Source organism: Paraglaciecola sp. T6c, assembly GCF_000014225.1.
Classification (GTDB): Bacteria; Pseudomonadota; Gammaproteobacteria; order Enterobacterales; family Alteromonadaceae; genus Paraglaciecola; species Paraglaciecola atlantica_A.
Genome location: NC_008228.1, coordinates 5,106,284 through 5,119,796, shown reverse-complemented (window position 1 = coordinate 5,119,796; position 13,513 = coordinate 5,106,284). Strand labels below are relative to the sequence as shown.

Annotated in this window: 10 protein-coding genes; 7 read left to right on the top strand and 3 right to left on the bottom strand. The window is 45.6% G+C overall.

Features of this window, described 5'->3' with window-relative positions; all coding sequences use genetic code 11:
* Positions 1 to 99: 99 nt before the first annotated feature.
* Together PATL_RS21810 and PATL_RS21805 are read right to left on the bottom strand one after the other, a co-directional pair.
* Complete coding sequence (locus tag PATL_RS21810; protein ID WP_041714661.1) at positions 100 to 1,614, bottom strand: YifB family Mg chelatase-like AAA ATPase; 1,515 nt, start codon at positions 1,612 to 1,614, stop codon at positions 100 to 102.
* 97 nt (positions 1,615 to 1,711) lie between these two features.
* Positions 1,712 to 2,332, bottom strand: coding sequence for a trimeric intracellular cation channel family protein (locus tag PATL_RS21805; RefSeq protein ID WP_011576936.1), 621 nt, complete (start codon positions 2,330 to 2,332; stop codon positions 1,712 to 1,714).
* Positions 2,333 to 2,781: 449 nt separating this feature from the next.
* On the opposite strand from PATL_RS21805, the gene ilvD reads away from it, so the two are divergent.
* Both ilvD and ilvA read left to right on the top strand, forming a co-directional pair.
* Complete coding sequence (ilvD, locus tag PATL_RS21800) at positions 2,782 to 4,629, top strand: dihydroxy-acid dehydratase (RefSeq protein WP_011576935.1); 1,848 nt, start codon at positions 2,782 to 2,784, stop codon at positions 4,627 to 4,629.
* Complete coding sequence (gene ilvA, locus PATL_RS21795) at positions 4,629 to 6,179, top strand: threonine ammonia-lyase, biosynthetic (protein WP_011576934.1); 1,551 nt, start codon at positions 4,629 to 4,631, stop codon at positions 6,177 to 6,179. Before ilvD ends, ilvA begins: the two co-directional genes overlap by 1 nt.
* Positions 6,180 to 6,271: 92 nt before the next feature.
* Here ilvA and plsB read toward each other — a convergent pair whose 3' ends face one another.
* Positions 6,272 to 8,707: a glycerol-3-phosphate 1-O-acyltransferase PlsB gene (gene plsB, locus PATL_RS21790; protein ID WP_011576933.1), complete on the bottom strand. Its 2,436-nt coding sequence runs from the start codon at positions 8,705 to 8,707 to the stop codon at positions 6,272 to 6,274.
* 193 nt (positions 8,708 to 8,900) lie between these two features.
* On the opposite strand from plsB, the gene lexA reads away from it, so the two are divergent.
* The 5 genes from lexA to PATL_RS21765 all read left to right on the top strand — a co-directional run bounded on the left by lexA (position 8,901) and on the right by PATL_RS21765 (position 13,511).
* Entirely contained in the window at positions 8,901 to 9,524 is a 624-nt protein-coding gene (gene lexA, locus PATL_RS21785; RefSeq protein ID WP_011576932.1) for a transcriptional repressor LexA, read from the top strand.
* Positions 9,525 to 9,926: 402 nt separating this feature from the next.
* Entirely contained in the window at positions 9,927 to 11,057 is a 1,131-nt protein-coding gene (gene coxB, locus PATL_RS21780) for a cytochrome c oxidase subunit II (protein ID WP_041714150.1), read from the top strand.
* 10 nt (positions 11,058 to 11,067) lie between these two features.
* Positions 11,068 to 12,666, top strand: a complete 1,599-nt coding sequence (ctaD, locus tag PATL_RS21775; RefSeq protein WP_011576930.1) for a cytochrome c oxidase subunit I — start codon at positions 11,068 to 11,070, stop codon at positions 12,664 to 12,666.
* An 18-nt stretch (positions 12,667 to 12,684) separates the two neighbouring features.
* Complete coding sequence (locus PATL_RS21770) at positions 12,685 to 12,912, top strand: hypothetical protein (protein WP_041714149.1); 228 nt, start codon at positions 12,685 to 12,687, stop codon at positions 12,910 to 12,912.
* Complete coding sequence (locus PATL_RS21765; RefSeq protein WP_011576929.1) at positions 12,909 to 13,511, top strand: cytochrome c oxidase assembly protein; 603 nt, start codon at positions 12,909 to 12,911, stop codon at positions 13,509 to 13,511. Before PATL_RS21770 ends, PATL_RS21765 begins: the two co-directional genes overlap by 4 nt.
* The last annotated feature ends 2 nt before the right edge of the window (positions 13,512 to 13,513 follow it).

The window sequence follows — 13,513 nt, the reverse complement described above, 5'->3', positions numbered from 1 at the left end:
AATGGAGTGGGTAGATTAAGGACTGTTAATAGCCTCGGTTAAGAAAGCATAACCTGAAAGATTTTTAATTCACAAGAAACACTCACATAAAGTGAAAATTTAATTGTAAGCAAGCTGCGCCAACATACGATCAAAGGCTCGGTAATTAAGGGCTTCGGCCAGATGTTGGCGGGTTATGTTAGGCTGATTAGCAAGGTCTGCGATAGTGCGAGATACCTTTAATACTCTATGGTAGGTACGCAGTGACAAGCCTAATTTTTCAACGGCAACTTGCAAAAAACGTTGATCGTTACTTGAAAGCTGACAGTACTCTTGCACCTCTTTGCTACCAAGCATAGTGTTGGGTTTGTTGCTGCGCGAAAGGGCAATATTACGCGCAAATACGACTCGCTCTCTGGTTTCTTTACTGCTACATCCTCGCGTCTTAACTTGCTCAGAGAACTCATTGCCGTTGAGCTTAGGCACATCAACTTGTAAATCGATGCGATCTAGAAATGGTCCCGAAATACGATTCAAATAACGCAATATTTGGTCAGCAGTACAGCGCCCGTCGTTAAGGCTGCCCGTTGGGCTCGGGTTCATCGCTGCGACTAACTGAAACTGAGCCGGAAATTGCGCTTGTCTAGCGGCACGTGAAATAGACACCGAGCCTGACTCCAGCGGCTCTCGAAGTACATCAAGCACTTTGCGATCAAATTCTGGTAATTCATCTAAAAACAACACGCCGTGATGAGCGAGTGATATTTCCCCGGGCCTTGGCACACTGCCACCACCGACTAACGCAACGGCCGAACTCGTGTGGTGGGGATGGCGAAAAGCGCGCTGTTTCCACGTTTGTGGGTTAACCGGTTTACCTACGATCGAATGAATGGCGGCGCTGGCGAGGGCTTCTTCATCGGTCATGGGCGGTAAAATAGTGATCAAACGACTGGCCAACATCGTTTTACCTGTGCCTGGTGGGCCAGTGAATAACAAGTTGTGTCCGCCGACTGCCGCTATTTCTAGGGCACGTTTTGCTGAACTTTGCCCGACCACATCTTGTAAATCCACGTTATATTCGGCTTCTTGCAAGATGTTGTCAGATGTAAATAAGGGGAGAGTTTTTTGCTTGCCTAAATGGTGAAACACATCAAGTAATTGATATGCAGGGACTATCTTCGCTCCGCTGATAAGAGCAGCTTCATTCGCATTTTTAGCGGGTAATATAGCGGTACGACCCTCCTTAAAACATGCATAAGTAAAAGGCAGCGCGCCTTTGATGGAGCGTATTTCACCGGAAAGTGCAAGTTCCCCTACTAACTCAATGCCCTCAAGGCTTGCGCCTTTTAGTTGATTACTAGCAGCGATAATACCGATAGCGATGGCAAGATCGAATCGACCGCCTTCTTTCGGTAAGTCTGCGGGGGCCAAGTTAACGGTTATACGACGAGCAGGAAATTCAAAGCCTGAATTTATCAGGGCGCTACGCACGCGATCTTTGGCTTCGCGCACCGATGCTTCAGGCAACCCAACTAAGTTAAAACAAGGCAGCCCGTTGGCTAAGTGCACTTCTACAGTGATAAGCGGCGCATCAATGCCGACACTCGCTCTTGAAAATACTACCGCTAATGACATAAGCAAGGCCTTTTGCACGTCAAACTCGAATGCCATAAGGCTAGTCAAGTGAGCAGGTTAGCGCCACTTAGCATAACGAACAAAGCGGCTTAAGGCTTCATTCCATGTGTTCCGGGTTGAATACAGGTAAATGCCAGTGCCATTTCATGGCGGCTAAACGGGTGGTCAGTGTTACCGCAAAGCCCATGATCATGAAGCTATAAGTGGATAAGCCGAGATAAGATCCCGCAATGTACGTGGCGCCGCCAATGATACATGCCGTTGCATACAAATCGCCTTTCAAGACTAATGGAATTTCGCGACAAATCACATCACGAATTAAGCCACCAAACACAGCGGTCATGGTACCAAGGGCTATCGCGATAAAAGGGGATGCGCCGTAGCTAAGGGCTTTTTGTAAGCCCATGACGTTGAAAAAGGCTAACCCTATGGCGTCGGCAACTTGCAAATATCGCAGGGGGAAGCGATGGCTAATACGTAGCCATATTATGGTACAAAGCGCTGCGCCTAGAATAGCAAAGAAGAAGCTATGATCTTGCACCCAAAACACAGGCAGATCTAAAATAATATCACGCAGAGTGCCGCCACCAATTGCCGTCACTGAGGCTAAAACGACGACGCCAAAGCCATCCATATGCTTTTTATACGCCATTAATGTGCCAGAGACGGCAAAAACAGCCACGCCCATTAAATCAATCCAATGTAACCAGGTACTCATATTTTTCTCACTGCTATTTGAGGCTGAATGATACCGATAAATGACAAATTCTAAATAGCCAAACTCAGCGTTTGTGTATAAAGGACACAAAAAAAGCCTATAGCATTGCTTGATCCGTTGTGGGGGTTCGTGTTACCAATATAGGCAGTGACGATATACCAAATTTAAATTAGAAATTTATCTAATGTTCTATTCCGACTCGTGCAGCAAAGTAATTATTTTGGTGACAGTGGTGGAGACATGTTCTCCGCGGGGATAGATCTGAATTAACGTCAGACCATTTTAACCCCCCGCACGAAAGTTCGGGGGGTTTTTTGCTTTTAGCGGCAACATTTTCCGAGATATCAATTTCGACAACCGGACGAGGTTTTTCGCGCATACCGTTTCACCTGCGACCTCGACGGATTTTTACACTATTAATGCACTATTTAAGTTAGAGAGAAGAGACAATGCCAAAGTTACGTTCAGCAACCACAACCCAAGGTAGAAATATGGCCGGCGCTCGCGCGCTTTGGCGTGCGACTGGTATGAAAGATGGGGATTTCGGCAAGCCGATTATCGCGGTGTCTAACTCATTTACTCAGTTTGTACCGGGTCACGTGCACCTAAAAGATATGGGGCAGTTGGTGGCGCGTAGCATTGAAGCGGCTGGTGGAGTGGCAAAAGAGTTCAATACGATTGCGGTAGATGACGGTATTGCTATGGGTCACAGCGGCATGCTTTACAGCTTACCTTCTCGCGAAATCATTGCTGACTCGGTTGAGTATATGGTTAACGCGCATTGCGCCGATGCGATTGTTTGTATTTCTAACTGCGACAAAATCACCCCTGGCATGTTAATGGCGTCAATGCGTCTAAATATTCCGGTTATCTTTGTTTCTGGTGGCCCGATGGAAGCGGGCAAAACCAAGCTTTCAGATCAAATCATTAAATTGGATTTGGTGGATGCCATGGTCGCGGGTGTTGATAACAACGTGAACGACGAGCAAAGTGGTGAAATTGAGCGTTCTGCGTGCCCTACATGTGGCTCGTGCTCAGGTATGTTTACTGCCAACTCAATGAACTGCTTAACGGAAGCGCTTGGTTTGTCATTACCAGGTAATGGTTCAATGCTTGCGACGCACGCTGACCGCGAAGGTTTGTTCAAACAAGCGGGTACGCAAATTGTTGAGTTGTGTCGCCGTTATTATCAGCAAGACGATGAATCAGTTTTACCGCGGAACATTGCCAACTTTAAAGCATTTGAAAATGCCATGAGTCTTGATATCGCCATGGGCGGTTCAACCAATACTATTTTGCATTTATTGGCGGCAGCGGTGGAAGGTGAAGTGCCTTTTACCTTGGATGACATTGATCGCTTATCTCGCAACGTACCGCACCTATGTAAGGTTGCGCCTTCTACCCCTCAATACCACATGGAAGATGTGCATCGTGCGGGTGGTGTGCTTGGCATATTGGCCGAGTTGAATCGCGCCGGTTTGCTGCACGAAGACACTCCACATGTGTTAGGCAAATCTATTGGTGAAGTCATAAGTGAGTGGGATATTACCCAACCTGAAAACGCCCATGCCCTCGAGTTTTTCCGTGCAGGCCCTGCTGGCATCCGAACCACAAAAGCATTTAGCCAAGATTGCCGTTACCCTACCGCCGATACCGACCGTGAAAACGGCTGTATTCGTAGCCGCGCAAATGCATTTAGTGAAGAAGGTGGCTTGGCCGTGTTGTTCGGCAATATTGCGCAAGACGGTTGTATTGTAAAAACAGCCGGTGTGGATGAGTCCATTCACGTATTTACTGGTCGCGCACGTATTTACGAAAGCCAAGATGACGCAGTGAAAGCTATTTTAGCCGACGAAGTGATTGCTGGTGACATAGTTGTTATCCGTTACGAAGGCCCTAAAGGTGGACCGGGGATGCAAGAAATGCTGTACCCCACGACTTATTTGAAAGCCAAAGGATTAGGTAAAAAATGCGCTCTTATCACAGATGGCCGCTTCTCAGGCGGTACGTCTGGTTTATCGATTGGCCATTGCTCGCCAGAAGCCGCTAGCGGCGGCGGTATCGGTTTAGTGGAAGAAGGCGACAGCATGACCATTGATATCCCCCAGCGTAAAATTGGTGTTGATATTAGTGATGAAGTGCTTCAAGCCAGACGAGAGAAAATGGAGCAGAGCGCTAATCCTTGGAAGCCAGTCAGCCGTGAGCGTAAAGTGTCACTCGCGCTTAAGGCATACGCCTTATTAGCAACAAGTGCGGATAAAGGTGCTGTGCGCGACGCAAGCAAATTGGAAGACTAATGACCACCAGTGCCCAAGAATATTTAAAAAAGGTTTTAATGTCGCCAGTGTATGACGTGGCGGTAAACAGCGAGTTTGTCCATCTAGACAAATTCTCCGCTGTTTTAGGGAATGATGTATGGCTTAAGCGAGAAGATCAGCAACCGGTTAAGTCGTTCAAATTGCGTGGTGCATATAATAAGATCAGTCACTTAGATGATGAAGCGCTAAACGCGGGGATCATTACCGCATCAGCGGGCAACCACGCCCAAGGTATTGCTTATTGTGCCTCTCGCAAGAATATTCAGGCCACTATTGTGATGCCAGAAACCACCCCTGACATTAAAGTGGACGCGGTGCGCAACTTCGGAGGTGCTAACGTCAACGTAGTGCTTCATGGTACTAGCTTCGACCAAGCCAGTGAAGAGTCTAAACGTTTAGCTGCGTTGCATGGGTATACCATGATCCCGCCATTTGACGACCCAGACGTTATTGCCGGGCAAGGGACCATTGCCAAGGAAATGCTTGAGCAAAACCCGAATCTGGATATCGTTTTTATCGCAGTGGGCGGCGGCGGTTTAGCCGCTGGCATGAGTGTGTATTTAAAGCAGCTCAAGCCCAGTATCAAAATTGTCGCTGTAGAGTCCAGCGAATCTGCTTGTTTACAAGCTGCTTTAAAGGCTGGTGAGCCTACTCCTTTGCCCTTTGTAGGGATTTTTGCAGACGGTGTAGCAGTGAAAACCATAGGTACTGAAACATTTCGCTTGTGTCAGCAATACGTAGATGAAGTCATTACCGTTAACAATGATGAGTTATGCACGGCAATCAAAGATATTTTCGATGATACCCGCGTGATTGCTGAGCCAGCAGGCGCATTGTCTGTTGCAGCCATGCGTAAATACGCTAGGCTAAATGACGTTAAGGGTAAAGTCTTTGGTGGCGTGTTATGTGGCGCTAATATTAATTTTCACACTTTGCGTTATGTGTCTGAACGCTGTGAATTAGGTGAGCAAAAAGAAGCCGTATTTGCCGTTAAAATCCCTGAGAAAAAAGGCGCGTTTAAGCACTTCTGCGAACTGCTAGGTGGTAAAACCATCACAGAGTTCAACTATCGTTTTTCAAGTGAAAAAGAAGCGCATATTTTTGTGGGTGTGAAGTTGCGAAGGGGCCAAGAAGAGTTTGCTGAGTTGATGGCCACTTTGAGTGCAAATGACTACCCTTGTCTGGACATGTCAGACAATGAAATGGCAAAACTGCATGTGCGCTACATGGTCGGTGGTCGCCCCCCTGCTCTACTTCATGAGCACTTGTTCTCATTTGAGTTTCCTGAACAGCCAGGAGCCCTAATGACCTTCTTAAAAACCTTGGGCGAACGCTGGAACATTACTTTGTTTCATTACCGTAACCATGGTGCTGCGGAAGGTTTAGTGCTAGCGGGGTTTGATTTCCCTGATAGCGAACGTGCTGATTTTGAGCAACACTTAGGTCAACTCGGCTACCAATACTCTGAAGAAACCGAAAATCCCGCCTATAAGTTTTTCTTATCAGACGTGAACGGTATTTTCAGCTAATAATTTGCGGTTATCGGTTAAAAAAATGCGCTCGGTTAATCACCTAGCGCATTTTTATGTGCTCAATATTCACTTATTAGCGGATACACGATTTAAATTTGCTGAAGTCGTTGAGTGATCTCAGGCGAAATTAATTCCTCCACACTTGCTAGCAGTGCTTCGCTGGTATCTGAATGCTGCAACTGCCCTTCGCTAGATGCGTTGATTAATTCGTTATCTTTCAAGGCATGAATGAAAGTAGATAGTACATTTTTGTCGAAAAACTCTGGTGAATTAATGCCATGTAACGCCGCTAAACGCTCTGCAAATTCTCGGCTCTGTTTTTCTAAGCGACCACGGCCAATGGTTTGTTCCTTCTTAAGAATAGTCAGCACGGCAGCATAACGTTGCAGGGTTTCTTGAATGCTTCGATTCAGCAACCAGAATGAATAAAACGCTTTGCTAGTGGCAGCGGGCGGGCACAGCGTGTCATCTTCAGCGCGCAGCAAACCTATATCGATCATGGTGCTAAGTAAGCGATCTGTATAATTCATCGCTTCTTCGTGGCTCATATAAATAAACAGCTCGCGCTGCAGCAAAGGATATAGCTGGCCAACGAGGGAGATGACTTGCGGCCTTGCCAAGCCTTTGTGGGCAAATACAATGGCGCTGACTAAGCCAGGTAGGGCAAACAAATGCAAAATATTATTGCGATAATAGGTCAATGCCACCGCATTTTTGCGTTTTAGGGAGATGATAGTGCCAAAGCTGTCTTGGGATACTTCGAGCTTATTTAGCTTTAACGTATTTTCTACCAATGCTTTGCCATCAAGCTCAGGGATGCTAGATAAGTCACTGTAAGGCGCGGCCTTTAACAAGTCTAGGTAGTCGTCAATGGCGCGTTCAAGTTCATCCTGTGCCATTGCATGCTTCTTAGCGGAAAGTAAACACATGGCGCACAGTGACATACCGCTGACAGCGGCCGCTTGGTTGATTCGGCCCATAACATCATTGGCTAAGGTATTCACGGCAGGGGTTAACCAACGTGGTTTTTTATCGGGTTCTAAATTTTGTGCTTCACGCCAATCTGGCACTTCGCTATCAAGAAAGTTGCTTAAATTAATTGGATCACCGAAATTTAAAAATCCGTTTCCGTAGTTTTTCAGCTTACGTACCGCGGAGAACACCTGAAAAAAAGATTCTTTCTTTTTGTCTGTTCCTTTGAGCTCTTTCAAATAGCTTGAAACTTCCATAACGTGCTCGTAGCCAATGTACACAGGTACAATACTGACGGGGCGGTTAATGCCTTTAATCAGTCCCTGAAGGGTCATGGCTAACATACCTGTTTTAGGCGGTAGTAAGCGACCTGTTCGACTTCGGCCTCCTTCAGGATAATACTTCACGGAATAGCCTTTGTTGAAAAGTAGCTCTAAATACTCTCTGAATACCGCGGTATACAGCTTGTTGCCGGCGAAGCTGCGACGTAAGAAGAATGCGCCACATTTTCGTAAAATTCCGCCAATCGGCCAAAAATTGAGATTGATACCCGCAGCAATATGCGGTGTAACTAAGCCTTCGTGATAGATGACATAAGTTAAAAGGAGGTAGTCCATGTGGCTTCTATGGCACGGCACGTAGATAATTTCGTGGCCATTTTGCGCTAACGCCCTGACTTTATCGGCATGTTTTACTTCAATGCCGTTGTATACTTTGTTCCATATTTTTGTGAGTAAGCGGTCGCCAATTCTTACTAACCCTTCGCGATAATCTGCGGCAATTTCATCGACATATTTCTTCGCTTTGGCTTGTATCTGGTGATTTGACTGCTTCTTGCTGCGCGCTTCGTCGCTAACTGCTTGGCGAACAGAGTCTGCGCCCAATACTGCGTTATATAATTCCTGTCGTTCGAGTAACATTGGGCCTATGAGATTTTGGCGGCGACGATGAAAGTGCGTGCCCGCTAAGCGGATAAGCTTGTGGCCTATTTCTTCATCACTGCCTTTTAAATCTGCCATGGTGCGAGAGGATACAGCCTTGCTGTAACAAACGAAGTTATCTCTACCTAAAAACAGCACAATAAAAAACTTACGTAACCAGTTTGGAGATACCTGATTAGCGATAATATCTGACCAGCCGGATAGCTTTCGGCCGGGTGCTCTGCCCCAAAAAATGGAAACGGGGACGATTTGCAAGTCTAACTCTGGGTGCTCTCTGTGGAGCTGGAACAGACGAGTAACATCATCTGCAATTTTGGTGATCTTCACTTTTCGAGTAAGCAAAGAACGTGGTTGTTGTAAAAACAAACATGCGGGTAATTCCTTACCACCGATTTGCACCGGCTCGGAGGGCTTAGGCAAGCCTAGGGAATTGGTAGACATTTTTAAAGCAAATTGATCAGTGACCGAGTGTGTGCGCAATAGATAAATAATGGGTTTGGTGTTATCGATCCCAAGTTCGGTCGCTATATCTGTAGGAATGCTATTAACTTTAACCAGCCATTTTAGCGGAACAGATATCATTGTCAGCAGCAGTTTATGCAGCCATGCCATAAGAGTGGTACCTAGATAATGAAAGACCTGTATAGGATACCACGTTATTCGGCTTTTCCACCCCGCGTAATCAGTTTACAGGTCAGAGGTCTTATAGAAAATTACCTTTAATAAACAACAAAGAAGAAAAATTTGAGATTTAGCAACGACTGTATATACTCACAGTTAAACTGTATGAAACAACAGGCTGTGTATGCGTCCACTAACTCCCAGACAAGAAGAAGTCTTGCAACTGATTAAAACCACCATGCTAGAAACAGGCATGCCGCCAACACGTGCAGAAATAGCACGGCACCTTGGTTTTAAATCGGCAAATGCGGCTGAAGAACACCTCAAGGCTCTGGCTCGTAAAGGAGCAATTGAGATCTTGCCCGGCACGTCAAGAGGTATCAGGCTCACTGAGCCTTTAGAAGATCAATTAGAAGACCAAGGTTTGCCGCTTATTGGTCGTGTTGCCGCCGGTGAGCCCATTTTGGCTCAAGAGCATGTTGAAATGCATTACAAAGTTGACCCAAGTTTATTTAAACCCAGCGCTGATTTTTTACTTAGAGTTAGCGGCATGAGTATGAAAGACATTGGTATTTTGGATGGTGATTTACTGGCCGTGCATAAAACAACGGATGTGCATAATGGTCAGGTGGTAGTTGCGCGAGTAGATGAAGATGTAACCGTTAAACGGCTTGAGCGAAAAGGTCGACAAGTCGTACTACATGCTGAAAACGAGGATTTCCAACCTATTAAAGTCGATCTAGCGACGCAGCCTTTTAATATCGAAGGTATCGCTGTGGGTGTTATTCGTAATGCTGACTGGATGTAGTTGAACATTTTTCAGGCAGTTTGCTGTTACATTATTGATCATTTTCGAGCTTCGCAATGGAGTTCGAAAATATTATTTTATTCCATGAAAACATCCCATCTTACCTACCTCATATTGCCTTTTCGCATATCATTTAATCTATGTGTTTGTTACTGAGTTGTTAACGTAACACACTGATAGGCTGATTAAAATTTGGTCAATTGAATATAAAATATACAAAAAAACTGGACTACTCCCCCTATTTTGAGTAATGCTTGTTACACGATTAACAAGTCAGTAACAAAACTTGTCGCGTGCTGAACCTTACAATAATAAATTAGAACGTAGAGTTTGATGGTTATCACCACTATTTTACGCGTTTGACAAGCAGGGGGTCGAGTGAAGAAAATTTCGTTGAGTGTTATGGCAATGTTAGGTGCATTTAATTGCAGCACCGCTTTTGCAGATTCAGTGTCCGACTTAGATCAGTACCAATTAAACATGCGCAAAGGTGTGACTGATATCAGCGCCGAGGTATATGACCTACATATGTTGATGTTCATCATATGTGTGGTTATCGCTGTTGGTGTGTTTGGCGCTATGTTCTACTCCATTTTATTTCATCGTAAATCTCGTGGGGCTAAGCCTGCAAACTTCCACGAGAGTGTTAAAGTTGAAATCGCTTGGACCGTCATCCCTTTTATTATCCTCATTGTAATGGCTATCCCTGCAGCCAAAACGTTGATCGCTATGGAGGATGCCAGTGAACCGGAAGTGACGGTGTTGGTAACAGGGTCACAATGGAAGTGGCACTACAAGTACATGGATAACGACGTCGAATTTTATTCTCGCATGGCAACTCAAGCCGATGAAATCACAGGTAAATTAGACAAGGGTGTTAATTACCTCTTAGAAGTAGACCAACCTTTGGTGATCCCTACCGATAAACGTGTGCGTTTTCTTATTACCTCAGACGATGTTATTCATTCTTGGTGGGTACCAGACTTCGCAATCAAGCAAGACGCTAATCCAGGTTTTATTAATGATGCTTGGGCTAAGGTCAATGAACCGGGTATTTACCGTGGGCAGTGTGCTGAATTATGCGGAAAGGATCACGGGTTCATGCCGGTTGTGGTTATCGCAAAAGAGCCCGCCGAATATGATAAGTGGATAGGCGAGCGTCAAGCCATCCAAGAACAGGCAAAAGCTGAAGAGCAAAGATTACTAGCAATGAACATGAGCAAAGAAGAGCTCATGAGCAATGGTCAAAAAATTTACAATTCTGCATGTGCAGCCTGTCATATGCCTAATGGTGAAGGGTTGCCAGGGGTATTCCCAGCATTAAAAGGGAGTGACATTGCGCTGAACGATATGGCTGCGCATATTGATATCGTGCTTAACGGTAAATCAGGTACCGCAATGGCCGCCTTCGCTAAACAGTTAACAATGTCAGAACTTGCCGCAGTGATTACCTATGAGCGAAATGCGTGGGGTAACGATACGGGTGATCTAGTTCAGGCGAAAGACATTAACGCTGCATTAAACGGGCAGTAGGGAGACGATCATGAGCACAGTAACCGACACGATCCATCACGAAAACGATCATCACGAGCATCATGCGCCCCCTTCAGGTATTAAGCGCTGGTTGTACACGACAAACCACAAAGACATAGGCACGCTGTACCTTTGGTTCGCATTTATCATGTTCTTAACCGGCGGCGCGATGGCGATGGTCATTCGGGCGGAATTGTTTCAGCCGGGCCTGCAGATAGTTGAGCCTAACTTTTTCAATCAAATGACCACAGTTCATGGCTTGATCATGGTGTTTGGTGCTGTTATGCCTGCTTTTACAGGGCTAGCTAACTGGTTAGTGCCTATGATGATTGGCGCGCCAGACATGGCTTTGCCTCGCATGAACAACTGGAGCTTCTGGATCTTACCCTTTGCGTTCTTGATTTTACTGTCTTCGTTATTTATGGAAGGTGGCGGTCCTGCATTTGGCTGGACGTTCTACGCTCCTCTATCAACTACGTACAGTGGTGACAGTACTGCTCTGTTTGTTTTCTCGGTACATATCATGGGTATTTCATCCATTATGGGGGCGATTAACGTCATAGTGACGATCTTTAATATGCGCGCCCCAGGGATGACATGGATGAAAATGCCGCTCTTTGTTTGGACGTGGTTAATAACAGCATTTTTGCTTATTGCGGTCATGCCTGTATTAGCCGGCGCAGTGACTATGGTGTTAACAGATAAGTTTTTTGGTACTAGCTTCTTCGATGCCGCAGGTGGCGGCGACCCTGTGATGTTCCAGCATATTTTCTGGTTCTTTGGGCACCCTGAGGTTTACATCATGATACTGCCCGCCTTTGGCATTATCTCGCAAATAGTACCGACCTTTGCACGCAAACGCTTATTTGGCTATGCCTCTATGGTGTACGCCACGGCATCTATTGCATTGCTGTCGTTTATCGTCTGGGCTCACCATATGTTTACGACTGGGATGCCGGTCTTTGCTGAGATGTTTTTCATGCTAGCCACTATGCTGATATCTGTGCCCACCGGTGTGAAAGTATTTAATTGGGTAGCAACTATGTGGCGAGGCTCCATGAGTTTTGAAGTACCTATGTTGTTTGCTCTAGCGTTTATCGTGCTGTTCACGATAGGTGGTTTATCTGGCTTGATGCTGGCGATAACGCCTGTGGATTTCCAATACCATGATACTTACTTTGTTGTTGCGCATTTCCATTACGTATTAGTGACGGGCGCCATCTTCTCAATTATGGCGGCGGTATATTACTGGCTACCCAAATGGACAGGAAAAATGTTTGATATTACGTTAGCTAAATGGCATTTCTGGTGTTCATTGATTTCTGTAAATGTATTGTTCTTCCCGATGCATTTTGTTGGCTTGGCCGGTATGCCAAGACGTATTCCAGACTATGCATTGCAGTTCGCTGATTTTAATAAATGGATAAGCTTAGGTGGATTTGCGTTTGGTTTATCTCAATTGATTTTCTTGGCGTTACTTATTAAGGCATGCCGTAAACAAGGTGACCCGGTAAGTGACCAAGTTTGGGAAGGGGCAGAAGGTCTAGAATGGGAAATACCTTCACCTGCTCCATATCATACGTTCGAAACTCCGCCTGTTATTAAATAGGCGGTACAGGAGCATATTATGTTGCTAGCTAAAAAGAGGTTTTCCAAGACGCGACTTTTGAAGCGTTCTGTTGCATTTACTTTCGGCTTAATTGCGTTTGGCTTTTGCAATAGCTTGCAAAGTGATGCTTATTTTCCTCTCAATGATACCGAGCATTTCGCATTAAAAGGTGAATATACCAATGCGCAGTACGCTCAGCAGGGTCTGGCTCAGTCTTACTCAGGGATGTTCTGGCACTCGCTATGACAGACAACAGGCAGGAGCCTAATACGTCAGATGCTGCCAGTGCTGAAAAGCCGAGCAGTCATGGCAAGATGGTTATTAAATTACTCGCTATCGTATTGGGGATGTTTGGTTTCGGTTTTGCATTAGTGCCTCTTTATGATGTGTTTTGTGACTTAACTGGGTTAAATGGTAAAACGGCTAACTCCGCGGCGGTTTATGAGGTCATGGAAATCGATGAGTCTCGCACAATAACCATCGATTTCATCACACGAACCAATACCGGCATGGCGTGGCAGTTTGAAGCAGAAAAACGTCAAGTCCGGGTTCATCCGGGGCAGATGAATGAAATTAATTTTACTGTTAAAAATCCGACTGCTCTCCCTGTTGTCGGTCAAGCTGTACCTTCGGTTTCACCTGGTACGGCGGCGTTATTTCTAAACAAAACAGAATGCTTCTGTTTTGAGCAACAGGTTTTGCAAGCAGGTGAATCAGCGGTTATGCCCATGCGGTTTTATGTGGACCCACAGTTACCTGAAGACATTACCTATTTTGCATTGCAATACACCCTGTATGACGTCACGGCGACAGCGGGTGATCTTGTAATGAATAGTGGTCAATAGGA

Excerpts from the sequence above, each read along its gene's own strand:
- PATL_RS21805 (WP_011576936.1), bottom strand. The coding sequence starts at position 2,332 with ATGAGTACCTGGTTACATTGGATTGATTTAATGGGCGTGGCTGTTTTT.
- coxB (WP_041714150.1), top strand. The coding sequence starts at position 9,927 with ATGGCAATGTTAGGTGCATTTAATTGCAGCACCGCTTTTGCAGATTCA.
- PATL_RS21810 (WP_041714661.1), bottom strand. The coding sequence starts at position 1,614 with ATGTCATTAGCGGTAGTATTTTCAAGAGCGAGTGTCGGCATTGATGCG.
- ilvD (WP_011576935.1), top strand. The coding sequence starts at position 2,782 with ATGCCAAAGTTACGTTCAGCAACCACAACCCAAGGTAGAAATATGGCC.
- ilvA (WP_011576934.1), top strand. The coding sequence starts at position 4,629 with ATGACCACCAGTGCCCAAGAATATTTAAAAAAGGTTTTAATGTCGCCA.
- PATL_RS21770 (WP_041714149.1), top strand. The coding sequence starts at position 12,685 with ATGTTGCTAGCTAAAAAGAGGTTTTCCAAGACGCGACTTTTGAAGCGT.
- ctaD (WP_011576930.1), top strand. The coding sequence starts at position 11,068 with ATGAGCACAGTAACCGACACGATCCATCACGAAAACGATCATCACGAG.
- lexA (WP_011576932.1), top strand. The coding sequence starts at position 8,901 with ATGCGTCCACTAACTCCCAGACAAGAAGAAGTCTTGCAACTGATTAAA.
- PATL_RS21765 (WP_011576929.1), top strand. The coding sequence starts at position 12,909 with ATGACAGACAACAGGCAGGAGCCTAATACGTCAGATGCTGCCAGTGCT.
- plsB (WP_011576933.1), bottom strand. The coding sequence starts at position 8,707 with ATGGCATGGCTGCATAAACTGCTGCTGACAATGATATCTGTTCCGCTA.